We start from the raw sequence: 23058 nt of genomic DNA on the forward strand, positions 1-23058 counted from the left end.
TCGGCGCGCGAGGACGGGGGCGGGGCCTGCGCCCGCTAGCCGGCGGCGGGCGGCAGGTGCTCCACCCGGAGGGGCTCGAAGGCGATCCGGGTCGTTGACCCGTCCCGCGCCCACCGCACCTCGATGGCGGCCTGGTCCGCCGTCACCCCGGCGACCGCTTCGGTCGCCGGCTCCGGACCGGTTTCGCCGGTGAGCGCGACCAGCGCCGCGTAGAGGCGCGTTCCGCCGCCCTCGGCCGTCAGCCGGGGCACGCGCGCCCACCGGGTGAAGGCGGTCCCGGCCGGCGCCCTCGCCTCGTCGCGCGCCTCCCAGCCGTGCAGCGGGTGGAGCTCCGAGCGCAGGGGCTCCTCGGGTCCCGTGGCCCAGCCCGTCTGTTCCACGCGGGCTCCGTACGGGGCTCCGTACACCCGGTGCACGCGCAGTTCGTGCCGGCCGCGGACGAAGGTGACGCTCTCCACGCGCAGGCCCGGGACGGTGGGCGGGCCGCCCGGGAAGACCGGCCGGTGCCAGGAGGCGGCCCAGCCCCAGCCGCTGCCCTGACCGGTCCCCAGCGGGTGGATGCGCCGCCGGACGCTGCGGGCGCCCGCGACGACCACGGCGAGGTGGTTGTCCGGGGTGTTGGCGCTCGCGGTGGGGCCGCTGCGGGTGGAGTAGGCCTGGCGGGAGTAGAGCGGGTCCTCGTCGCGGGCCGCTTCCGGCTGGTCGGGGCCGACGTGGTCGCTGCCGTGGTTGTGCAGTCGTACGATCCCGTCGGCGCGGGTGCTCTGGACGAGCAGCCCGGGCGCGGCCAGGGCGAGCACCTGGTCGGGGCCCTCGCTGGGCGCCGGCTGCTCCGTCGCCGTCCACAGCGGGTGCGACGCCGGGGCGAGCAGACAGACGAAGGCCTTGGAGGCCCAGTACGGCGAGGCCGGACCCGAATAGCGCTGCAGGGTCGCCTCGTGCGGGCCGTGCCAGCCGAGGCCCAGCAGGCCGTCGGTGCCGACGGCGCCCCGGTCCAGGAAGTAGCGCAGCGAGCCGCTGATCAGGCGGCGCGAGGTGCCGGGGGTGAGCGGGGTGTGCCCGGTGACCGCGCCGAGGCCGACGGCGGACGCGGCGGCGAAGCGGTAGGTGAGGGAGCGCCCGAAGTGGATCGGCGCCCCGTCCGCGCCGAAGAGGAGGGAGAAGCCGTCCAGGTGGGCCCGCAGGCGGTCACCGTGCGGGGCCGGCCCGTCCGGCCCGGCGGGGAGGGGGCCGTCGAGGTGGGTGCCGAGGTACGCGTCGAGTACCGGATACAGGTGCAGCGCCCAGCCGTTGTAGTGGTCGAAGGCCCTGCCGTCGCCGTCGGCGTACCAGCCCTGGCCGCCGTACCAGCCCTCCAGGAGGTCGAGGGCCCGGCTGCGGGCCCTGGCCGTCTCGGCGTCGCCGCGGCCCACGGATTCCAGGAAGCCGGCCACGGTGTACGGGAAGAGGTACCAGTTGTTGGGGCTGGGCACGTGGCGCAGGGCTCCGCGCAGCCACTCCTCGGTCCGGTCCTGCACGGCGCCGTCGAGGCGGTCCCACAGCCACGGCCGGGTCAGCCGCAGCCCGAGGGCCACCGATGCCGATTCGACCATCGGCTGACCGCCCGCGTGTACGTCGCGGATGACCGGCCAGGACTCCGCATCGTCGCGGCCCGGCGTCCCGGTGCCCGCCGCCAGCCCGTCCGCGTACCGCTCCAGCCAGCCGTGCGGGTCCGCTCCCCCGGCCCCCGACACCCGGAAGGCCGCGGCGAGGAAGGTGCGTGCGTAGCCTTCGAGCCCGTCGGAGCGCACGCCCGAGACCGACGGCCGTCCCGGCAGGTCCAGCAGGGCCCCGCGCGGCGTGGCCCACCGCCAGGCCGCGCGCAGCAGTCCGTCGGCCACCGCTTCCCAGTGCGCGCGGGTGTAGCCGGTGTACGGGCTCGACGCGCGGTCTTCGCGGGGCAGTCCGGGAAGGGTCATGCCGGGATCTTGATCGAACGGCCGGATCGGGTCAAGAGAACGGATCAAGGGAGCGGATCAAGGGGCGAGCGATCCGCCGGGGCCGGGCCGCGGCGATCGGACCGGGCTCAGGCCGCGGCGTCCCAGGCCGTCGTCAGCCCGTCCAGCCACGCGGGCGGCAGCTCCGCCGCGTCCCACTCCTCCCGCAGCGCCTGCGGCTCGGCGGCGAGCCGTTCGAGCACGGCGATGCTCGTGGCGGAGTGGACGAGCGAGAAGCGGCCGTGCACCGTGATGGCGCTGCCCGCTCCGAACGTCGCGAACAGCCGCCCCAGTCGGGCCCGGTGCTCCTCGGTGAACTCCGTCAGCCGCCCGGCGTACCGGGCCCGCTGACGCGGGCTCAGCGTGGCGAGGACGGCCGTGAGCACCTCCTCGGTCGCCTCCGGATCCAGTTCCGAGACCTCGGCGAACGACAGGTACAGGGGTGTGAGCGCCACCTGCGCCCGCTCCACCTCCATGCGCCGGGCCCGCGGGCGTTGGCCGGCCGCGTCCTCGTCGCCCTCCGGGCTGACCACCCGGAGCAGCGTCCGCTCGGTGACGGCGCCCAGCTCCGCCAGCACGTCCGCGGCTCCGTCGAGCCACCCCGAGTCGTAGGGCTCGCCCTTGTCCCCCGGCGCGCTCCGGTCCCGGCCGCCCAGTTCCTCGTAGGCGAGCGCCAGCGCTCCCGCCTCCAGCAGGCCGGTCAGTTCGCGCGCGTCATCGGCAGGGACCCCTGCTCGCGCGAGGAGTTGCAGGAGCGTCGTCCTCGCGTTGTCGACGCTGATCTCGTCCGGCCACTGCCGTCCCTCGTCGGCCCCGCTCATCAGGTCTTCTCCGTTCTCGGCCACCGCACCGCCCGGCACTTCCTTGTGACCGCGCGCTGTCGTGGAGGCCGCACCCCACGTTCCCCGGTTCGTTCCCGCAGCTGCGGGAACCGGCTTCCTGAGCTGGGACTCTATGCGCCCGTCCGCTGTCGTCGGGCAGTTTCCCTGCATCCGGCAATCTACCCATAACCTGCGCCCGGGGCCTCGGCGCCCGCCGTCACGCCCGCCCTTGCGGGAGAAGCCGCTCTCCCTCCCGTACGTACGCTCCGGCGCGGGCGGCCGCCGCCGCTGCGGCCGCCGCGCGGTCCGCCTCGGCCTCGTCGAGCGGGAGGGTCGTGGTCAGGAGGCGGTAGTAGAGGGGGGCGGACACCGCGCGGATCACCTCGTGCGGGTCGGTTCCAGCGGGCACCTCTCCGCGGGCCACGGCCTCGCGGACGCACTGCGCCCACTCCTCGACGCGCACGGCGTAGAAGCCGTGCAGGGACTCCGCCGCCTTCGGGTCGCAGGTGGCCGCCGCGATCACCGCCTTGAACAGGGCGCCTTGGCGCGGGTCGGCCAGAGTGCGGCACACCAGGCGGGCGTTGGCCGTCAGGTCCCCGAGGAGGGAGCCCGTCTCCGCCCGCGGTACGGACTGTTGCGCCATGTCCAGCAGTACGTCGGCCATGAGGCCGGCGACCGTGCCCCAGCGGCGGTAGACCGTGGTCTTCCCGACGTCGGCGCGCCGCGCGACGTCGGCGAGGTCCAGGTGGGCGAAACCCCGCTCGGCCAGGACGTCCTCGGCGGCCCGGAGCACCGCTTCCCGCACCCGCGCCGTACGCCCTCCGGGCCGCGCGCTCCCCGGCCCTGCGCCCGGCCCGGCCCCCGGTTCGGCCGGGCCGGCCACCCGGTCTGGCTCTGCTGCGGCGAACTCCATAACGGGACTCCAGTTCCATTAAGCGACAGGACTTGATACGCTCGGGCCATCTTAACGGAACCGCAGCCCCATTAGATGGGGTCGCGGGTGATGAGGGGATGCGTCATGGAGTACAGGCGGCTGGGGACGTCCGGGCTTCTGGTGCCGGAACTGAGCTTCGGAGCGGGCACCTTCGGCGGGCAGGGGCCGCTCTTCGGCGCCTGGGGCGACACCGGCGTGCAGCAGGCGCGCCGCCTCGTGGACATCTGCATCGATGCCGGGGTCACGATGTTCGACACCGCCGACGTCTACTCCGCCGGCGCCTCGGAAGAGGTCCTGGGGGCCGCCCTCAAGGGGCGCCGGGACCAGGTGCTGATCTCCACCAAGGCTGGCCTGCCCATGGGTGACGGCCCGGACGCGGCGGGGACCTCGCGGTCCCGTCTGATCAGGTCCGTCGACGAAGCGCTGCGCCGCCTGGGCACCGACCGCATCGACCTCTTCCAGCTGCACGCCTTCGACGCCGGCACTCCCGTCGAGGAGGTGCTGTCCGCCCTGGACGACCTGGTCCGGGCCGGAAAGATCCGCTACACGGGCATCTCCAACTTCTCCGGATGGCAGGCGATGAAGTCCCTCGCCGCGGCCGACCGGCACGGCCGCCCGCGCTACGTCGCCCACCAGGTCCACTACTCCCTCGTCGGCCGCGACTACGAATGGGAGCTCATGCCCCTCGGGATCGACCAGGGGGTGGGCGCGATCGTCTGGAGCCCGCTCGGCTGGGGGCGGCTCACGGGCAGGATCCGCCGCGGTCAGCCGCTGCCGGCCGGGAGCAGGCTGCACGACACCGCCGACTACGGCCCGCCGGTCGAGGAGGAGTACCTCTACCGCGTGGTCGACGCCCTGGACGAGGTCGCCGGGGAGACGGGCAGGGCCGTGCCCCAGATCGCCCTGCGGTGGCTGCTCCAGCGTCCGACCGTGTCCTCCGTCATCATCGGCGCCCGCAACGAGGAGCAGCTGCGCCAGAACCTCGGCGCCGTGGGCTGGACGCTCACCGCGGAGCAGATGGCGAAGCTGGACGCGGCGAGCAGCCGGACGGCCCCCTACCCCTACTTCCCGTACCACCGGCAGGAGGGCTTCGCCCGCCTCAACCCTCCGGCGGTCTGAAGCTAGCCCCTCGCGCGGGCCTTCGGTCGTCTCTTTCGGATCTTGTCGGCCGAGCCCGCGGTGTCCGGTGCCGTGCCTGGGCGTGCTGTCGGGGCGCTCGCGTACTGGGCGTACGTGGTCGCCCCGGCAGTGCGGCCAGGCGCGGTGCCGGGCGCCGCGGGCCCGGCAAGATCCGAAAGAGACGGCCTAGCCGAGCCACAGGATGTTCAGGACGGACAGCCGGTGCAGGGGCCGGTTGATCCAGTAGGTGACCGACAGCCGGCCGACGGAGGCCAGGCGCACGTCCTGGCCTTCGGGGTCGTCGGGGTTCCACTGGCGGAACCCCCACGGGTCGGCCACGGCGGCGTCCAGGACGTCCCACACCGCGTTCTCGGCGTCGTCGGGCAGGCTGTCGAGAACCTTGGCGGCGGGCCCGGAGAACCGGATCGCGTACGGCTGTCCGGTCACCGGCGCCTGCGCCGCGGTACGGCCGTCTCCACGAAGGCGCTGTCGTCGTAGCCGGAGGCGACGAAGGCGTCGACCTCCGGGGCGGAGGCGAGGCGGGCCTGCCAGACCTGCAGGGTCTCGTACAGAGCGGTGAGGGAGAAGGTGGCGCGGGACTCCTCCAGCGCGGCGGCCCACTCCCGCTCGAAGGCCGGCACCCACTGCGGGGCCCGGCGGTCGGCACGGAGCCGGCCGAGGAGTTCGGCCGGGGCTCCCGGAGCGGGGGCGTACGGCGTGACGGTGGCGTGGTCGGGCTGCGCGCTCATCGGCTGTTCCTCCCGGCGGGTCGTACCGCCACGGTACGCGTACCGGGACGCCCGGGATGCGGGCACGGCGGGATCCCCTGACGGACGGGCAGCCGTCACGCTCCGGGCGCCTGCACGAATGCGTCCGCCGCGGCCCTGGTGAGGGTCCGGTAGCGGTGTTCCGCCGTCCCGGCCGTGAAGTGGCCCGCGAGTTCCAGGGTGATCGAGCCGTGGGCGGCCGCCCAGATGACGTCCGTGACCTCGTCGACGTCCACGTCCGGGCGGAAGACGCCGGCCGCCACGCAGGCCCGTACGGCTTCGCGGAGCACCTCCAGGCTGGCGGCGGCGATCGCGCGGGCCTCGGGAGTGGGGGTGAAACCGGGGATGAGGCCGGCGAACATGACCTGGTAGAGGTTGCGTTCGGTCAGGGCGTTCTCGCGGTAGGCGCGGCCCAGGTCGGCCAGGTGGGCGGGCGGGTCGGCGGACGGGGGGACGGCCTCCAGGCTTCGCCGCAGGCGGGCGAAGCCCTCCTGGTACAGGGCTTCGGCGATGCCGTCCTTCGCACCGAAGTGGCGGTAGAGGACCGTGGTGGAACAGCCGGCCGCGGTGGCGATGCGGCGCATGGTCAGGGCGGCCGGCCCCTCCGCGGCGAGGAGCTGGGCGGCCAGGTCGAGGAGTGCGGCGCGGAGGGCTTCCTGGCCCTGGGCCTGGGTGCGGGTGTAGAGGTCGCCGCTCATGCCGGCTGCCAGTCGCCGAGGGGGCGGTAGATCGGGATGCCGGCTTCGGTGAGCGCCGTGCGCTTGGCGAAGTACTCGTCGCCCATCGGGTCCAGGCCGCGCAGGGGCATGGTTCCGCGCCAGATCGTCAGGTCCTCCGGGGCGAGCTCCTCGGCGCGCGCGAAGTGCGCTTCGGCTTCCGTCGCGCGGCCGTTCCGGTGGAGCCAGAGGGCGAGGGCCGCTTCCGTACGGGCCGACTGCTGGTTAGCCGTGGCGCGGCGGGTGTGCCGGGTGACGTCCTCGCCGGACAGTCCGCTGTCGCCGGTGAGGACCCAGCGGTCGAGTGCGGCCAGCGCCGCGCCGGAGTCCAGGCCGGACAGTTCGCGGAACAGGTCGGTGGCGAACTGCGTGTCGTTGGGACGGGCCACCTTCCCCTCCTCGTCGATCCACAGGACGGTCGGGACGTTCAGGACGTCGTAGAGGTCGGCCACGGCGCCGTCCACGTCGATCAGCGCGGGGTGGGTCACCGCGGCTTCGGCGATCCACGGCGCGGCGTCGGCGGCGCGGCGGTCCACGGCGACGCTGAGGACGCTGAATCCGTGCTCGGCGAGGGCGGCGTGGCGGCGCTCCCATTCGGGGAGGTCGTAGCGGCAGCCGCACCACGAGCCCCAGAAGACCAGGGCGACCTTCCGGCCGCGCAGGTCGCTCAGCGCGTGCGGCACACCGTCGGCGTCGGGGAGCGTGAAGTCGGGGGCGGTGGCTCCGGCGAGGGCCTGCGCGCGTTCCTGCGCGGAGACTCCGAGGGCGATCACCCCCGTGTCGGTCGCGACCGGGCGGTCGAGGATCTCCGCGAACGCCACCGGGTCGAGCAGGCCGTCGTGTTCGGCCCGGGCGGCGGCGAAGAGGGGCACGCACAGGTCACCGCGGCACCATCCGTGCGGCTTGCGGACCCAGCCGAGGGCCTCTTCGACCGCCTCGGGGGCTAGAAGGACACGGCCCTCCGGGCCCGCCTGCGCGGCTACGACGGTTTCCCTGCCGTCGTCCAGGATCGTGACGTGCTTGCTGTCCATGACAACCCCCGCCGCACTCGCGAAAAAACTTCGTGGTGAGAAAATAACATCGTTATTCCTTGTGCGGCAAGGGCACCGGGGCGGCAGCTTCGGAGCTTCCGTACGCTGGCGTCATGCGTACGCGTCCCACCTTGAGCTGGACCCCGACCGCGGACCTGCCCCCCGGCACCACGGACCCGGGGCCGGTCGCAGACGCCCTGCGGGCCGGCGGGGTGCTGGTGCTCAGCGGGGCCGGGATGTCGACGGAGTCGGGCATCCCCGACTACCGGGGCGAGCGCGGCAGCCTGCGCAGGCACACGCCCATGACCTACCAGGAGTTCACCGACAGCGCCCAGGCCCGGCGCCGGTACTGGGCGCGCGGCCACCTCGGCTGGCGCACGTTCGGGCGCGCCGCACCCAACGCCGGACACCGGGCCGTCGCGGCCTTCGGGCGTGCCGGGATCCTCTCCGGTGTGATCACCCAGAACGTCGACGGACTGCACCAGGCCGCCGGGAGCGAGGGGGTGGTGGAACTCCACGGAAGCCTGAACCGGGTCGTCTGCCTCTCCTGCGGCGACCTCAGCACGCGGCAGGAACTCGCCCTGCGCCTGGAGGAGGCCAACCGGGGCTTCGAGCCGACGCCCGCCGCGCTGAACCCGGACGGCGACGCCGACCTCACCGACGACCAGGTCCGCGACTTCCGCCCGGCGCCCTGCGCGCGGTGCGGCGGCATCCTCAAGCCGGACGTGGTGTTCTTCGGCGAGAGCGTGCCCCCGGAGCGGGTCGGACACTGCCGCGCACTGGTCGACGCGGCGGCCTCGCTGCTGGTCCTCGGCTCCTCGCTGACCGTGATGTCCGGGCTCCGGTTCGTCCGTCAGGCGGCGCAGGCGGGCAAGCCCGTACTCATCGTCAACCGGGACCCCACCCGCGGCGACCGCCACGCCGTCACCCGGGTCGCGCTCCCCCTCGGAACGACCCTCACCACCCTGGCGGACGGGCTGGGCCTTCCGCTCGACCTCGACGAGCGGCCCGCGCACCACTGAGGGGGACCGCTTCGCTCACATGTGCCCGTGGAGGCGGGGGCGCACCCCGACCTAGAGTTACGCGCTGTCCGCCACGGGCCGGGCAGGTCCGCGGCCGTGGGTGGTTCGGTTCCGCGACGAGGGAGGCCGGTCATGGCCAGCGCGTTTCAGGAGCGAAAGCTCAGGGGGATGTTCGCCGCGTTCGACGCGGACGGTGACGGCTATCTGCGCGAGGAGGACTTCGCGGCCCTCGTCGACCGCTGGAGCCGACTCCCGGGCGTGGGTCCGGGGACGGAGCTGCGCGCACGCGTCGAGACCCTGCTGATGAGCTGGTGGGAGGCGCTGCTCGAAGCGGGGGACGCGAACGGGGACGGGGCGGTCGACATGGGTGAGCTGCTCTCCCTCGTCGACAGGCTGCCCGGGATGGTCGCGGAGGTCACCGCGACCGCCGACACCGTCTTCGCGGCCGTGGACTCCAACGGCGACGGCCGCATCTCGCCGGAGGAGCACCACCGCCTCGTCGAGACCTGGAACGGGCAGCCCGTGGACATGACGGGCGTCTTCGAGCTGCTCGACCTCAACGGTGACGGGCACCTCAGCCGCGAGGAATTCGCCCTGCTGTGGCGGCAGTTCTGGATGAGCGACGATCCGGCGGAACCGGGCAACTGGCTCTGCGGCCGGTTCGCCGCATAGGGCCGGGCGCAGGAGGCGGAGCCGGGCGCAGGAGGCAGGGCCGGGTGCCGCCGGCCCTGACCGCCCCCTCAGGCCAGCGGGCCGAGCACCTCCTGGGATTCGACGAGCCCCTGGTCACTCGCGGGTTTCCCGTCACCGAAGACGCGTACGGCCTGGCGCGCCCTGAACTCGGCGTGTGCCTCGGCGGGCTTCGCGTAGCCGTACCGGGTGCGGGCCTCTTCGGGGGTGAGGACCTCCTTGGTGCGGGGAGGAACGCCGAGCTTGACGGGCGCGACCACCGCGACCGTGGAGGGGGAGAGCATCCCCAGCAGGAACAGTTCGACCCGGGGGCTGAGGTGGGCGAGCGCGAAGGAGATCCGCATGACCGGGACGACGAGCGCGTCCAGCAGGCGCGACTGCCGGATCTGCGCCATCTCCCGCATCCAGCGCGGCATGGTGGCGATGGTGGCGATCCGGTGCGTCCGCGCGACGACCGTCCGCGCCGGCTTCATCCACCACGCGGTCGGCGGGAGGACGAGGCTGGTGTCGAGGAGGTGGTGCATGGCCTGCCGGGCGATCGGGCTGGCCTCCAACTGCGGGCGCATGCGCTCGAAGTACGCCCGGATGCCCGCCCGGTCGCGCGGGACGTCGTCGGGCGAGCAGGTCTGGAACTCGGCGGCGAGGGCGCAGGACTCCCAGTACTCCCGCTCCTCCTCGGCGGTGAGCTTGCCGGGCCCGTACTTCTCGTAGGCGTAGAGGATCGAGTGCCAGCCGGTGAGCTGTATCCACAGCTGCGAGGCGGGGTCGTTGGCGTCGTAGGTGCCCTCTCCGTAGGGCAGGTGGCCGATGGCCTTCGAGTGGACCTTCACCAGGATGTCCGCCGCCTTGCACACCTGGTCCGAGCCGGCGAAGGCCACCATGGCGAAGTAGCGCAGCGTGCGGTCGTAGCGGGTGCGGGTGCGCTCGTAGATGCCCTGGGTGCCGTGGACCGCGGCCACCAGCGGCGGGTCGAGCTCCTCCACGACCACCGAGCGCTGGAAGCCCACCGTGGGCGCCGTCGGGTAGCTCCACACCTTCCAGACCACGGATCCGGGCCCGAAGAACCCGTAGTCCGCGTGCGGTTCGACTTCCTTGCCGTTCAGTCGGGCCATCAGACCGCTCCCTCTGTGTTCCCGGCAGCGGGTGCGTACCGCTCCCCCAATAAGACAGGACTGTCTTAAATTAAGACACGACTGTCGTAAGATGCCAAGATGTCGACACCGACGGATCCCACCGACAGCCCGCGCACCCCGCGCAGGCGGCGCCCCTACGCTCCGCGCGTCCCGATGGCCGAGCGCCGCGAACAGCTGCTCGACGCAGCCCTCGCCGTGATCGTGAGCGACGGCTACGGCCGGGTGTCGATCGACGCCATCGCCAAGCGGGCGCGGGTCGCCCGCTCCGTCGTCTACGGGGCCTTCGAGGACCTCGACGACCTACTGCTCACCCTCCTGGACCGGCAGCAGCTGCGCGCGTTCACCCGCCTGCTCGCGAGCGTTCCCGACACCCTCCGCACCAGCGACCCGGTCGACTTCGCCTGCGAGGCGGTGCACCGGATGGCGGCCATGCTGCGCGAGGACCCGGACACCTGGCGCCTGATCCTGCTGACTCCGGCGACCACTCCCCCGGCTGTCCACGCACGCATCGAAGCCGACCGGGAGCGGTTCCGGCGCCGGGTGGCCGCATGGATCGAGTCCGTGCCGGCCGCGGCAGGTCCCGCACCGGACCCCGAGGTCCTCGCCCACGCGCTGGTCGCCTCCGCGGAACACTTCGCCCGCCTCGCACTGACCTCCGCCGAGGCGATCGACGCCGACCGGCTCGCCGGCCAACTGAAGCTCCTGCTGGGCGGCATCTGGCGCTAGGCCGTCTCTTTCGGGTCTTGCCCGAGAGCGGGCCTGCTCTGCCGCCACGCCCGGCGACCCGGTCCGCGCCGGATCGGCCGCGTCCGTCCCATACTGGGCGGGCGCGGGAGCCCGGCCGCGCGAGCCGCCGAACGCCCCGGGGAGCAGGAGTCGACTCCGCACATGCGGCTTTCGCCCGAAGGACAGCTTCCGCCCCGCAGGCGCTACGTCGTCGCGGCCGTGGGATGCGCGGCGGGGATGGTCGGCCTGGACCAGACCATCGTCGCGGTCGCCCTCGAACCGATGGCGCGCAGCCTCGGGCTCACCACCTTCATGATGCACGGCGTGGTGCTCGTCTACGTCCTCGCACTGGCCGCGTTCGTGCCGGTCGGAGGCATGCTGGCCCGCAGGATCGGCCGCCTGACCACCTTCCGGGCCGGGACCGCCGTCTTCGCCGTCGCGTCGGGGCTCTGCGCACTCGCACCGCCGGGCGACGCCGCGGAGCCGTACCTGGTCGCGGTCCGGGCCGTGCAGGGCATCGGCGGCGCGCTGATGACGCCTGTGGCCACGTCCGTGATCACGGACGTGTACGAGGAACGGTCCCGGGGCCGGGCCCTGGCCGTCTACGCCGGTCTGGCGCAGCTCTTCCTCCTCCTGGGCCCGATCGTGGGCGCGGTCCTCACGCAACTCCTCGGCTGGCGCTCCGTCTTCCTCGTCAACCTGCCCGTCGGCGCCGCGTGTCTGTGGATGATCTCGCGGGCCCGGCTGGGCAACCGGGCGGGGGGCGGCCCGCTGTCCGTGGTGCAGCCCCTCGTGGTGATCTTCTCCCTGGTGGTGCTCGTCCTCGGGCTCTACCAGTGCGGTGTCTGGGGCGTCACCGACGTCAGGACGCTCACCGCGCTCGCCGTCGGTGCCGGGGCGATGCTCCTGGCAGTGCGGCTCGTCCTGAGGTCCCGCCGGCCCCTGCTCGACCTGCGGCTCCTGGGCATCCGCCCGTACACCGCGACTGTGGCGCTCACCTTCCTGGTGCAGGGCCCGCAGCTGATCGTGCTGGTGCACGGCACGGTGTACCTGCGCCAGAGCATGGGCTTCTCGCTCCTCGCCACCGGGACCGCCCTGCTTCCCCTGGTCGCGGCCTCCGCGGCGGGAACCTTCCTCTCCGGGTACCTGCTGGACCACTACCGCTCGGTCCGGGTGCCCGTCCTGCTCGGCCTGTCGGCGGCCACCGTCGGCACGGTGGCCTGGACGGTCGTCCTGCCGTCGCTCGCATACCCCTGGCAGGTCCCCGCGATGCTCCTCTCGGGGTTCGGGACGGGGCTGCCTGTCCCTGCCCTGAGCGCCGAGCTCATGCGCGTGGCGCCTCCGGACAAGAGGGCGGACGCCTCCGTCCTGCGCCAGTGCATCCGGCAGTTGGGCGGAGCCGTCGGGCTCGCGGCGGCGGGGGCCGTCGCGTTGGCCGTGAACGAGAACTCCGCCGACGGGGCCGGTGTCATTTCCGTCGCCGCAACCTCGGCGTCCTTCGTGGTCGCGAGCTGCGTCCTGCTCTTCGCCCTGCCGCTGGCGGCCGTCACCCTGCCGCGCCGGGCGGCCCGTACGGGCGGCCACCCGAGCGCGGGCGGGCGCCCCGGCCCGCGCTCCCCGTAGCCGCGCAAGCCGGCGCAGGTGTTCTTCAGCGCAGCCAGACCGCGGTGTCCCGGGGCAGGGCGCCGTCCTCCAGGGGGCCGCTCGCGATCAGGAGTTCGGTGTGCTCCGGCAGCGGAACCGGGCCGTCCGCGAGGTTCACCAGGCAGTGCACGGAGGACCCGGCCGCGGTCCGGGCGAAGGCGAGTACGCCCGGCGGGGCGGGCAGCCAGGCGAATCCGGCGCCGAGCAGGGCCGGTTGGGCGGACCGCAGCGCCAGTGCCCGGCGGTAGAAGCCGAGCATCGAGTCCGGGTCCGTACTCTGCTCGCGCACGCTCAGGGCCTCCCACGCGGCCGGCCGGGGCAGCCAGCTCCGCGCGTCCGGCGCCTCGTCTCCCCACGGGAGGGGTACCCGGCAGCCGTCCCGGCCGAGGTCCTCGCCCCCGCTCTGGACGTATGTCGGGTCCTGGCGGAGCTCCGACGGGAGGTCCTCGATCTCCTCCAGGCCCAGCTCGTCGCCCTGGTAGACGTAGACGCAGCCGGGCAGGGCCATCGTCAGCAGGGCCGCGGCCCTGGCCCGGCGCCGCCCAAGACCGAGGTCGGCGGGGACACCGTGCACCCGGCGGCCGTCGAGCGCGTACGAGGTGTCGGGGCGCCCGTAGCGGGTGACGTGGCGGGTGGTGTCGTGGTTGGAGAGGACCCAGGTGGCGGCGGCGCCGACCGGGGCGTGCTCGGCGCGGGTGGAATCGATGACCGTGCGCAGCGCGGTCGCGTCCCAGGGGCTCTGGAGGAAGGGGAAGTTGAACGCCGTGTGCAGTTCGTCGGGGCGCAGGTACCGGGCGAAGCGCTCCGGGTCGGAGGTCCACACCTCGCCCACGAAGACCGGTTCGTGGGCGTAGGAGTCGAGGACCTCGTGCCAGGCGCGGTAGATCTCGTGGACGCCGTCCTGGTCGGACCAGGGGCTGGGACCGCCCTCGTGGTCGGGCAGTTGGGGGTCCTTGACGAGGTTGTCGGCGACGTCGATGCGGAAGCCGTCCACGCCCCGGTCGAGCCAGAACCGCAGGATCGACTCGAACTCCGCGCGGACCTCCGGGTTTTCCCAGTTGAAGTCGGGCTGCTCGGGTGCGAACCGGTGCAGGTACCACTCGCCGGGTGTGCCGTCGGCCTCGGTCACCCGCCGCCAGCCGGGGCCGCCGAAGGCGGACTGCCAGTTGTTGGGCGGCAGTTCGCCGTGCTCGCCTCGGCCGGGGCGGAACCAGAAGCGCGCCCGTTCGGGCGAGCCGGGGCCGGCCGCGAGGGCCGCACGGAACCAGGGGTGCCGGTCGGAGCAGTGGTTGGGGACGATGTCGACGATGACCCGGATGCCCGCGTCGTGCGCCTCGGACAGCAACGCCTCGGCCTCCGCCAGGGTGCCGAACATCGGGTCGATGTCCCGGTAGTCGGCGATGTCGTACCCGCCGTCGGCCATCGGAGACGGGTACCACGGGCTGATCCAGACCGCGTCCACGCCGAGTTGCCGCAGGTACGGAAGGCGCGCACGGATCCCGGCGAGGTCGCCGATCCCGTCGCCGTTGCCGTCCGCGAAACTGCGCGGGTAGATCTGGTAGATCGCTGCGCTCCGCCACCAGTCGGAGGGCGCCGGGGAAGGAGGCTCGGACGTCGCGCCAGGAGCCTTGGGGGTCTGCATGGGGCGAATCTAGAGAGCGCTTTCTACGACGTCAACGGGGGTGGCGGTCCGGGAGCGGAACGTGCGCCGGTAGGCGTCCGGCGGGACGCCCACCGTGCGGGCGAAGTGGCGGCGCAGGGTGGTGGCGGTGCCCATGCCGGTGGCCGTCGCGATGGTGTCGACGGTGTCCCCGGTGGTCTCGAGCAGTTCCTGAGCGCGGCGGATGCGCTGGGTGAGGAGCCACTGCAACGGGGTGGTGCCGGTCACCGATTTGAAGTGGCGGCCCAGGTGACGTGAGCTCATGCGGGCACGGCGGGCCAGGTCTTCCACGGTGAGCGGCTCGTCGAGGCGTTGCAGCGCCCAGGGGAAGAGGTCGGCGAGCGGGTGGTTGCCGGGGGCGGGCACGGGGGTGGTGACGAACTGGGACTGGCCGCCGTCGCGGTGCGGCGCCACGACCAGGCGGCGGGCGATCTTGTTGGCGACGGCGGAGCCGTGGTCGAGGCGCACGAGGTGCAGGCACAGGTCCATGGCGGCGGCCTTGCCGGCGGAGGTCAGCACGCTGCCGTTGTCCACGTAGAGGACGTCGGGGTCCACGGTGACGAGGGGGTGGCGCCTGGCCAGTTCGTCGGTGTGCGCCCAGTGCGTGGTCGCGCGCCTGCCGTCCAGCAGGCCCGCGGCGGCCAGGACGAAGGCGCCCGTGCACAGGGAGGCCACGCGTGCGCCGGCCTGGTGGGCCGCGCGCACCGCGTCGATCAGCTCGGCCGGCGGGTCCCGGTCGACGTCGGCCCAGCCGGGGACGATCACGGTGTCCGCTCGCGCGAGGTGGTCGAGTCCGTGGTCGGGTTCCAGGCTGAAGCGGTCGATCCGTACGGCTGCCGGCCCGCAGAGCGTGAAGGAGTACCAGGGGTCCACGAGGTGGGTCAGGTCGGAGCCGAAGACCTCGCAGGCCAGGGAGAGCTCGAAGTGCAGCATGCCGTCGGTGACGGCCAGCGCGACGGTGGTCATGTCCGGAAGTGTATGGGTCGCGTCGTTCCGGACAGTGGCCTGCGTGCGGAGCTCCGCGACACGATGTCCATGACAGAGCGCGGCGGGCCACGGGGGCCTGCCGCGGGTCATCCAGTACGAGCGAACGACGGGGAGCGGGACATGGGAGCAGGCCTGAAGGTGGCGGTGTTCGGGGCGTACGGGCACACCGGGCGGTTCGTGGTGGCGGAGCTGGTGGAGCGCGGGTTCGTACCGGTGCTCTCGGGCCGCGACGGCGAGAAGCTGAAGGCGCAGGCGTACGAGACCGGTCTGGAGGCCCGGCCCGCGACGGTGGGCGATCCCGACGCCCTGGACCGGGCGCTGGCGGGCACGGCTGCCGTGATCAACGCCGCGGGGCCCTTCGCCTCTACGACCGGCCCCGTGATCGAGGCGGCCCTGCGGGCGGGGATCCCGTACCTGGACGTGGCCGCCGAGCTCGAGGCCAACATCGACACCTTCGCGCACTTCGCGGACCGGGCGCGCGAGGCCGGGGCCGTGATCGTGCCGGCGATGGCCTTCTTCGGCGGCCTCGGCGACCTGCTGGCCACCGCGGCGATGGGCGACTGGACCGAGGCCGGGGAGGCGCACATCGCCTACGCGCTGAGCAGCTGGCAGCCCACCGCCGGAACCAGGCTGTCGGGCGCGGTCTCGCGGGAGCGGCGCGGTGAGCGGCGCATGCGGTACGCGGGCGGGCAGTGGGAGTACCGTACCGACGCCGCTCCGACCCTCGAATGGACGTTCCCCGAGCCGCTGGGTGCCCGGCAGGTGATCGGGGAGTTCACGATGGCCGACGTGGTGACCGTCCCCAGCCACCTGTCGATCCCGGACGTGATCACCTACATGACGGTCGAGGCGGTCCGCGACATCGCGGCCCCCGATACGCCCGCGCCGACGGCGACCGACGACAGCGGACGCTCCGACCAGACCTTCCTCGTCGACGCGGTCGTCCGCTCGGGCGGCGCCGAACGCCGCGCCGTGGCCCGCGGGCAGGACATCTACGCCGTCACGGCCCCCCTCGTCGTGGAGGCCCTGGACCGGGTCCTGACCGGCCGCACCCGCACGGTGGGCGTCGCCTCCGCGGGCGAGATCTTCGACGCGCCCGACTTCCTGCGCGCCCTGGCCCCGCACATCACCCTGGAGCTGCTCCCGCAGCGGACGAGGATGTGACGTCCTGCGAACGGACGGGGCCGGGGCCGCCCACGGACGGTCAAGGCGATCGACAATGGGTCGGCGCCCTGCCTGCACGGTTGAGAGGAACCCTTGATGACCACACCGCGGCACTTGTTGATCATTGCCATGGACCCGGAGTCCGGCCGGGCCGTAGAACAGGGTGACCTGTCGCTGGCGCTCGCGGGCGCGGAGGCCGTCGACCTCCTGGCCGCCCGGGCCATCGGGCTGGACGGGGATCGGATCGTGCCAGGCGAGGGGGTCGCGCCGGGTGACCCCCTGCTGGAGGCGGCGGCGGACTCGCTCGTCCGCGAGGAGCCCTACGAGTCCGTCGGCGACTGGCTGTGGCGCAGGGGGCTCGGGCTGTCCGCGAGCTATCAGACCGTGCTCGAAGAGGAGGGACAGCTCGTACGCCGACGCCGGCGCGGGTTCTCCCTCCGGGCCGGCGAGCTGGTACCGGCCGATTCGGCCGCCCGACGGCAGGCCGAGGAACGGTGGCGGTCGAAGGAACCCGTGCTGGTGCTCCTGGCGGAGGCGCTGGAGGGCGCCGGCGACGGGGGCGCAGACGCTCCGGACGTGGCCGACGACGCCGTCGCGACGGTCCTGGCCGCCGTCAACGACGCCTTGGTGGAGCTGGCGGGCGTACGGCAGCGCCGGGCCATCGAGAACGCGGCCTTCGACAACATCTGGCGCGGCACCGGGGGTTGAGGACTCAGGGGGCTACCGGCGGGGCTCCGTCGACGGCCCACCACCACGCGATCGAAGCGATCGGCGGGGGTGCGAGGGGGGTGCCCTCCGGGGGGCCGTACGCGGTGCCTGCTCCTCGGGGCCGGTCGTGGTCCCCGTCCGGTTGCCCGGAGTGGTAGCGGGAGGTCGCCGCGCACCAGTCCCGTACGCCGTAGACGTACTGGGTGAGCACGTCCAGGTACCGCCGGATCCGCGGGTCCGCCGAAGCCCGCGCGGTCTGCTCCCCCAGGTCCAGGAACCGGCGCATGATCAGGTCCCGGAGCTCGGAGGCGGATTGAGGGCCCCGCCGGGCTCCGGCTCCCGGTTCGTCTCCGGGTCCGTGCGGGCCCTCCAGGAGGGCGATCAGGTTGCCGCTGCGGCTGCCGCGTTGGCTCTCCTTCGCGAAGGAGTGGATGTCGGTGTCGATCACGACGGCGCCCGCCGCCATCTCGGTCAGCGCGCGGATCCGCGGGTCCTCCCACAGGGGTGCGGGCAGCCCGGCCCCGACCGCGTCCAGGAGCACGGGAACGGCCAGGGCCGCTCCCGAGTGCAGGCGGGTGAGCAGGTAGTCGCTCACGTCCTGCGGGCTTCCCGGCGCCGTCGGGGCGGCGCCGGTGCCGGCCTCGGCGAGGAAGTAGCCGCGCATCGCGTCGACCCATCTCCTGACCTGTACCGGGGTCGCGACCGCCGCCACGCGGAGCCGGATGTCGTGCAGGGCCAGGCCGAAGGGGTCTTCGCCGAGGGGTACCCCGGGGGTCTCGATCGTCCGCTGGAGGCGTGCGACCGTCGTGAGCATCTCCGTCGGGGTGAGGTTCGGGAAGTCCTCGTCGCAGTGGTCGTCGAAGGCGAACACCCACACGGCGAGATCACTGAGGAGCTGGGCGGCGAACGGGTCGGCGTAGGGGGCGATCCGCACCGCGATCCGGTTCAGCCCCGCGGTCATCCGCGCGGTGCGCTCCGGGCTCCCGCCCAGGCCGAACCGGCTCATGAACTCCGCTGAGCGTGCGTCGACATCGGCCCCGCCCGGGCGAGGGGCCTTCGGACGGGGCAGGCGTTCCGGCCGGGCGTGTCCGCCAAGGCCCTCGGTGTGGTCGGCTTCGTGCGTCCGCGTTCCTGGCATGCGTCGTGCTCCCGGTTGGCGGTGTTCTGCGGTGAGGGCAGGGGCGCTCGGTCGCGGCCCATCTCATTGAACGCAGAACGTTTTCGGTGCCACAACGGGCAACCGGGAGCACACGCGGGGCGCCAGGAGCGCGCGACACGCGCCGTCCGTGCCTACGCTGGAAGGGTCCACTGCGAGGTGAGGCCATGGCAGCGAAACAGGGAGCCGTACTCCGAGGAGGGCGTCGCCGCCCGAGGCGTCGGACGCCCCTGGCCTCCACCGTCGTCTCCGTGGTTGCCGTCCTTGCCGCCACGTGCCTGGTTGCCGCCGCTCCGCAGGACGGTTCCTGCCGGACGGCTCCGCCGGACAGCTTCTGGCACGCTCCCGTGGACACGCTTCCCGTACACCCGGACTCGGCCCGGTACGTCGCCTCGATCGGGGCCGCGGAGCCCTTGCACCCGGACTTCGGTGCGGGGCTCGTCGACGGTCAGCCCTTCGGCATCCCCATCACCGTCTCGGACACGGCCGTGCCGGAATCGAAGGTCACGCTGGACATCGCCGAGGAGAGCGACCCGTCCGGGTACCGGATCCCGCAGGACGCCCGGATCGAGAACGGTCCGGCGAGCACCGGGGACCGCCACGTCGTCGTCTGGGACCGCGCCCTGTGTAAGTCGTACGAACTCTGGAACGCGACGCAGCAGGGCGACAACGCCTGGCACGCCGGCTCGGGCGCGGTCTTCGACCTGCGGAGCAACGCGCTGAGGCCCGCCGACTGGACCTCGGCCGATGCCGCCGGCCTCGCCATCCTGCCCGGACTCGTCCGCTACGACGAGGCCGCGGGCGGGCTGGTCGACCACGCGATCCGGATGACCGTGCCCCGCACGGACCAGAGCTACGTCTGGCCGGCACGGCACCAGGCGGGTGCAGCGGCGGACGACGCGCTGCCGCCCATGGGACTGCGGCTGCGGCTCAAGGACTCGGTGGACACCTCGGGCCTCGGCCCGCAGGCCCTGGCCGTCGCGGAGGCGCTCAAGAAGTACGGGGCCATCGTCGCGGACAACGGGTCGGCCTGGTACCTCACCGGCGAGGAGAACCCGGGCTGGGACAACGACCAGCTGGCCGCACTCAAGGGCTTCAAGGGCTCGGACTTCGAGGCGGTCGACGCATCAGGCCTCCAGCAGTCCCCCGACTCCGGAGCCGTGGCACCCCGGTGACGGCAGAGGGCAGAGGGCAGAGGGCAGAGGGCAGAGGCAGACCGCAGACCCCGGACCGCAAGGAGGAACGCTCCCCATGCGCGCAGAAGCATCCACGACAGCGCGGAAAGGGGCCTTCATCGCGGTCGCCGTCGCCCTGTTCTGCATCCAGCTCGACTTCTTCGCGCTCAACCTCGCCATCCCCGGCATCGCGAAGGAGCTCGGCGTCACCGTGTCGGCGGCGCAGTGGACCCTGTCCGGGTACATGCTCGCCATCGGCTGCTTCTTCATCATCGGCGGCCGGGTGGGCGACGTCTTCGGCCGACGGGGCACGCTGCTGGCCGGAATCGCCCTGTTCACCGCGGGAACCGTCGGCTGCGCCCTGGCTCCCGGCCTCGGTCCGCTGGTCGTGGCCCGGATCGCCCAGGGGGTGGGCGCGGCCTTCATCTTCCCGGTGGCCGTTTCGGTGATCACCAACACCTTTCCCGAGGAGTCCCGCGCCAAGGCCTTGGGCGGCGTGTTCGGCGTCGCCAACATCGGCACCGCGATCGGCCCCTTCGTCGGCGGCGGGTTCACCGAAGGGCCCGGCTGGCGCTGGATCTTCTGGCTGATGGCTCCGCTGAGCCTGCTCTCGCTGCTCACCGCCCTCGCGTACGTACCGGACTCGCGGGACGCTGCGGCGCCGCGCGAGCTCGACGTGCTCGGCTGCGCCCTGATCGCCGGTGCCCTGGCCGCCCTCACCCTGACCGTGGAGCGCGGGGACGCCTGGGGGTGGGGAAGCGCCCGCGTCTTCCTCGGCTTCGCGGTGGCGGTGGTGAGCGGCGTGCTGTTCCTGGTACGGGAGCGGCTGGCCCGGCACCCGCTGGTGGACCTGGGGCTCTTCCGCGACGTCCCGTACGTCCTGGTCACCGGGATGGGCACGCTCACGAACATGGGCTACGGGGTCACCGTCTTCCTCGCCACCCTCTACCTCCAGGGCGTACGGGGGCTCTCACCGCTGATGGCCGGCACGGTCTTCCTGGCGCCCGCCCTGCTCGTGGCGCTCAGCGGGCCGCTGGGGGCGCGGCTGGGCCGGCACCTGCAGCCGACGACGGTGATGGCGCTGGCCGGGATCGGCGCGGGCACCGGGATGTACGCGCTGACCCTGGTCACCGCCTGGTGGCTGTACGTACCGGTCTTCGCGTGGTGCGGCCTGGGCCTCGGGCTGGGCTGGACCTACGCCAGCGTGGCGACGCAGCAGCTCGTCGCTCCGGCCAGGGCCGGGGAGGCATCGGGGGTGCTCCTTACGTTCCTGGTCACCGGAGGTGCGATCGCGCTGGCCGGGACGGCCGCGGGGATCTCGGCGATGACGCCGCAGCGCTCGCCCGAGGCGGCCTACGACGTGATCCTGCGGCTGGGCGGTGTGGCCGCCCTCGCCACGGCGGTGCTCGTCGTGGCCGTGCGCCACCGGGTCGCCGCGCAGTTCCGTACCCGCTGACGCACCGCGGGCCGAGACGCCGCAGGGGCGGCGGACGTGACCGTCCGACCGCCCCTGCGCTCCGGCTCGGGCCGGATGGTCCTGCTAGGCGCCGAGGTGGCCACCCTTGACCCACTCTGCATCGCCACCCTTGTTGCAGGTGGAGGTGTAGGCGGGGCCGAAGGGCGCCGGGATGGCGGCCGCGGACGAGCAGTTGGACGTGAAGGACTTGTGACCGCCCGAGAAGTAGTCGATGTCGACACCGTCGTTGGCCAGGGCCGCGCCCGCGCCGCCCAGCAGGATGCCGGCAGCGAGGACGGAGGCGGTGACGGCAGAGCGAATACGCATTGGTTCCCCTAAGGACTCAAGAATCTGGTGACGCTCCCATGGGCGGATGCGTCAGCCGATTCAACGCCCGTCGGAGCCGACAGGAACGACCGTTCACTCGAACGCCACGGCCGAAACGATTCGACACGTCACATGACCCTCCGTGCGGCGCTGTTGGGGCTCGGTCGGGACCCCTCCCCGGGGATCGGAGCCATGATCGATTGTCAGTGGCGGGTGAGACGGTAGGAGCATCCAGTCGGAAACGAGGGGGAGCTTCCATGTCCGGAAACCAGAACTACATCAACCACGTCGCTCTTGTGTTGGACGCCAGTTCGTCCATGTCCCACCTGAGCCGCAAGGTGGTCGAGGTCGCCGACCAGCAGATCGCGTACCTGGCCCGCCGGTCGGGCGAGCTGGACCAGGAGACCCGCGTCACCGTGTACGTCTTCGCGGACAAGGTGGAGTGCGTCGTCTACGACAAGGACGTGCTGCGGATGCCGTCGCTGAAGCAGCTGTACCGGACCGGTGGGATGACCGCGCTGCTCGCGGCCTCGCTGAAGTCGCAGCGCGAGCTGGCGCAGACGGCTCAGCTGTACGGCGACCACAGCTTCCTGACCTTCGTGCTGACGGACGGACAGGAGAACGCCAGCCACCGCTGCCCGGACGCTCCTGCCCGCAATCCGCGCGACCTGGTGAAGGCCGTGGCCGAGATGATCGAGACGCAGCAGGACAACTGGACGCTGGCCGTCCTCGTACCGGACCAGATGGGCAAGCGCGAGGCCATGCAGTGCGGGTTCCCCAAGGAGAACATCGCCATCTGGGACGCCACGAGCACGCAGGGTCTGGAGGAGGCGGGACAGGTCATCAAGGACGCCACCGAGAAGTTCATGGTGGGCCGGGCGAAGGGCATCCGGGGATCGCGGGCCGTGTTCTCCACGGGCGCGGAGGTGGTCAACAAGGAGACCATCAAGGCGGCCGGTCTGACTCCGGCGGATCCGTCCGCGTACCAGCTGATCCCGGTGGCCCGGGACGCGGCGATCCGGGAATGGGTCGTCGAGTCCGGGCACACCTACCGCACGGGCGGGGCGTTCTACCAGCTGAGCAAGCCCGAGAAGATCCAGGCGAAGAAGCAGATCGCGGTGCTGGAGAAGAAGACGGACCGGGTCTACACGGGGCCGGAGGCCCGGGCGCTGATCGGGCTGCCGGCCGTGGAGGCGCGGGTCAAGCCCGATCACAACGACGAGTTCACGATCTTCGTCCAGAGCACCAGCGTCAACCGGAAGCTCGTATCGAACACCCGGCTGCTGCTGATGGTCTGAGCCCTGCGTCAGGCCTGGGTCGGGTCTCCGGGGATCGGGTGCACTTCGACGGGGTCGCTGCCGGGCTTGCCTCCCGGGCCGGGGCAGGCCGACGCCCGCGCGGCGATCTCCAGGGCCCGGTCCTCGCTCTTGACGTCGACCAGCCAGTACCCGGCCAGGATCTGACCCTCGTAGGCCGGCCCGTCGGTCACCTGCGGACGCCCGTCGCTTCCGGCCCGGACCGTCTTGACGAGCGAGGGGCCGCCGAGGCCCTGTCCGTCCACCCATTCCCCGGCGGCGGTGATGTCGTCGTTGAGGGCGCCCATGTGGGCGAACATGGCCTTCATGTCGTCCTCGGAGTACGACGACATGATGGCGTCCCACTCGGCGGCAGGCACGTTCATCTGGATCATGTACTTCATGTTCCTCACCCTTCCGGGGCGGCTGCTGGGGTTTCGGTCTTCCACAGGGGTAGACAGCCGGTCGCGGCAAAACTCATCGGTACTCCCAGCACCACATCACGGAAACCCGGTGATCGCCCCCAGGGCAGCTCGCGCGAGGGACTCGTA

The 23058-nt window shown here is 72.9% G+C and carries 23 protein-coding genes; 10 read left to right on the forward strand and 13 right to left on the reverse strand.

Features of this window, described 5'->3' with window-relative positions; genetic code table 11:
• Positions 1-35 precede the first annotated feature (35 nt).
• The 3 genes from ACZ60J_RS06530 to ACZ60J_RS06540 all read right to left on the reverse strand — a co-directional run bounded on the left by ACZ60J_RS06530 (position 36) and on the right by ACZ60J_RS06540 (position 3710).
• Positions 36-1958 carry a DUF2264 domain-containing protein gene (locus ACZ60J_RS06530; protein ID WP_469679319.1) on the reverse strand — a complete coding sequence of 641 codons (1923 nt, stop codon included), beginning with the start codon at positions 1956-1958 and terminating at the stop codon, positions 36-38.
• Positions 1959-2065: 107 nt separating this feature from the next.
• Positions 2066-2797 (reverse strand): hypothetical protein, encoded by a 732-nt coding sequence (locus tag ACZ60J_RS06535; RefSeq protein ID WP_469679320.1) that lies wholly within the window; start codon positions 2795-2797, stop codon positions 2066-2068.
• A 217-nt stretch (positions 2798-3014) separates the two neighbouring features.
• Entirely contained in the window at positions 3015-3710 is a 696-nt protein-coding gene (locus tag ACZ60J_RS06540; RefSeq protein ID WP_469679321.1) for a TetR/AcrR family transcriptional regulator, read from the reverse strand.
• A 105-nt stretch (positions 3711-3815) separates the two neighbouring features.
• Between ACZ60J_RS06540 and ACZ60J_RS06545 the strand changes: the two genes are divergently transcribed.
• Positions 3816-4850 carry an aldo/keto reductase gene (locus ACZ60J_RS06545; RefSeq protein ID WP_469679322.1) on the forward strand — a complete coding sequence of 345 codons (1035 nt, stop codon included), beginning with the start codon at positions 3816-3818 and terminating at the stop codon, positions 4848-4850.
• Between the two features lie 186 nt (positions 4851-5036).
• Here the strand turns inward: ACZ60J_RS06545 and ACZ60J_RS06550 are convergent, their stop codons facing one another.
• From ACZ60J_RS06550 to ACZ60J_RS06565, 4 genes are all read right to left on the reverse strand, one after another.
• On the reverse strand, positions 5037-5297 hold the full coding sequence (locus tag ACZ60J_RS06550) for a hypothetical protein (RefSeq protein ID WP_469679323.1): 261 nt from the start codon (positions 5295-5297) through the stop codon (positions 5037-5039).
• Positions 5294-5599, reverse strand: coding sequence for a DUF6247 family protein (locus ACZ60J_RS06555; RefSeq protein WP_469679324.1), 306 nt, complete (start codon positions 5597-5599; stop codon positions 5294-5296). Before ACZ60J_RS06555 ends, ACZ60J_RS06550 begins: the two co-directional genes overlap by 4 nt.
• A 95-nt stretch (positions 5600-5694) precedes the next feature.
• On the reverse strand, positions 5695-6315 hold the full coding sequence (locus ACZ60J_RS06560) for a TetR/AcrR family transcriptional regulator (protein ID WP_469679325.1): 621 nt from the start codon (positions 6313-6315) through the stop codon (positions 5695-5697).
• Positions 6312-7364 (reverse strand): redoxin domain-containing protein, encoded by a 1053-nt coding sequence (locus tag ACZ60J_RS06565; RefSeq protein ID WP_469679326.1) that lies wholly within the window; start codon positions 7362-7364, stop codon positions 6312-6314. The genes ACZ60J_RS06560 and ACZ60J_RS06565 overlap by 4 nt, the downstream gene beginning before the upstream one ends.
• A 113-nt stretch (positions 7365-7477) precedes the next feature.
• Between ACZ60J_RS06565 and ACZ60J_RS06570 the strand changes: the two genes are divergently transcribed.
• Entirely contained in the window at positions 7478-8386 is a 909-nt protein-coding gene (locus ACZ60J_RS06570) for an NAD-dependent protein deacetylase (protein WP_469679327.1), read from the forward strand.
• Positions 8387-8518: 132 nt separating this feature from the next.
• The gene (locus tag ACZ60J_RS06575) at positions 8519-9058 is read left to right on the forward strand and encodes an EF-hand domain-containing protein (protein WP_469679328.1); all 540 of its coding nucleotides are present in this window, start codon (positions 8519-8521) and stop codon (positions 9056-9058) included.
• A gap of 68 nt (positions 9059-9126) precedes the next feature.
• Here ACZ60J_RS06575 and ACZ60J_RS06580 read toward each other — a convergent pair whose 3' ends face one another.
• Complete coding sequence (locus tag ACZ60J_RS06580; protein ID WP_469679329.1) at positions 9127-10188, reverse strand: oxygenase MpaB family protein; 1062 nt, start codon at positions 10186-10188, stop codon at positions 9127-9129.
• A 99-nt stretch (positions 10189-10287) separates the two neighbouring features.
• On the opposite strand from ACZ60J_RS06580, the gene ACZ60J_RS06585 reads away from it, so the two are divergent.
• Both ACZ60J_RS06585 and ACZ60J_RS06590 read left to right on the forward strand, forming a co-directional pair.
• Positions 10288-10935, forward strand: coding sequence for a TetR/AcrR family transcriptional regulator (locus ACZ60J_RS06585; RefSeq protein ID WP_469679330.1), 648 nt, complete (start codon positions 10288-10290; stop codon positions 10933-10935).
• A 162-nt stretch (positions 10936-11097) separates the two neighbouring features.
• Complete coding sequence (locus tag ACZ60J_RS06590; protein ID WP_469679331.1) at positions 11098-12558, forward strand: MFS transporter; 1461 nt, start codon at positions 11098-11100, stop codon at positions 12556-12558.
• A gap of 25 nt (positions 12559-12583) precedes the next feature.
• Here ACZ60J_RS06590 and ACZ60J_RS06595 read toward each other — a convergent pair whose 3' ends face one another.
• Together ACZ60J_RS06595 and ACZ60J_RS06600 are read right to left on the reverse strand one after the other, a co-directional pair.
• Positions 12584-14221, reverse strand: a complete 1638-nt coding sequence (locus tag ACZ60J_RS06595; protein WP_469679332.1) for a glycoside hydrolase family 13 protein — start codon at positions 14219-14221, stop codon at positions 12584-12586.
• Between the two features lie 9 nt (positions 14222-14230).
• Entirely contained in the window at positions 14231-15205 is a 975-nt protein-coding gene (locus ACZ60J_RS06600) for a helix-turn-helix domain-containing protein (RefSeq protein ID WP_469679333.1), read from the reverse strand.
• A gap of 141 nt (positions 15206-15346) precedes the next feature.
• Here ACZ60J_RS06600 and ACZ60J_RS06605 point away from each other — a divergent pair, with 141 nt between their 5' ends.
• Positions 15347-16390 (forward strand): saccharopine dehydrogenase family protein, encoded by a 1044-nt coding sequence (locus ACZ60J_RS06605; protein ID WP_469679334.1) that lies wholly within the window; start codon positions 15347-15349, stop codon positions 16388-16390.
• Between the two features lie 96 nt (positions 16391-16486).
• A complete protein-coding gene (locus ACZ60J_RS06610; protein WP_469679335.1) occupies positions 16487-17098 on the forward strand; it encodes a GOLPH3/VPS74 family protein in 612 nt (203 codons plus the stop codon).
• A gap of 4 nt (positions 17099-17102) precedes the next feature.
• Here the strand turns inward: ACZ60J_RS06610 and ACZ60J_RS06615 are convergent, their stop codons facing one another.
• Positions 17103-18104 carry a terpene synthase family protein gene (locus ACZ60J_RS06615; RefSeq protein ID WP_469679336.1) on the reverse strand — a complete coding sequence of 334 codons (1002 nt, stop codon included), beginning with the start codon at positions 18102-18104 and terminating at the stop codon, positions 17103-17105.
• Between the two features lie 401 nt (positions 18105-18505).
• Between ACZ60J_RS06615 and ACZ60J_RS06620 the strand changes: the two genes are divergently transcribed.
• Entirely contained in the window at positions 18506-19429 is a 924-nt protein-coding gene (locus ACZ60J_RS06620; protein ID WP_469679337.1) for a hypothetical protein, read from the forward strand.
• Positions 19430-19505: 76 nt separating this feature from the next.
• Complete coding sequence (locus ACZ60J_RS06625) at positions 19506-20885, forward strand: MFS transporter (RefSeq protein ID WP_469679338.1); 1380 nt, start codon at positions 19506-19508, stop codon at positions 20883-20885.
• Between the two features lie 84 nt (positions 20886-20969).
• Here ACZ60J_RS06625 and ACZ60J_RS06630 read toward each other — a convergent pair whose 3' ends face one another.
• Positions 20970-21212, reverse strand: coding sequence for a hypothetical protein (locus tag ACZ60J_RS06630; RefSeq protein WP_469679339.1), 243 nt, complete (start codon positions 21210-21212; stop codon positions 20970-20972).
• Between the two features lie 257 nt (positions 21213-21469).
• Between ACZ60J_RS06630 and ACZ60J_RS06635 the strand changes: the two genes are divergently transcribed.
• Positions 21470-22510 carry a vWA domain-containing protein gene (locus ACZ60J_RS06635; protein ID WP_469679340.1) on the forward strand — a complete coding sequence of 347 codons (1041 nt, stop codon included), beginning with the start codon at positions 21470-21472 and terminating at the stop codon, positions 22508-22510.
• A gap of 8 nt (positions 22511-22518) precedes the next feature.
• Here ACZ60J_RS06635 and ACZ60J_RS06640 read toward each other — a convergent pair whose 3' ends face one another.
• Positions 22519-22911, reverse strand: a complete 393-nt coding sequence (locus ACZ60J_RS06640) for a YciI family protein (protein ID WP_389693351.1) — start codon at positions 22909-22911, stop codon at positions 22519-22521.
• Positions 22912-23058 lie beyond the last annotated feature (147 nt).

Source organism: Streptomyces sp. NPDC104226, from assembly GCF_055584085.1.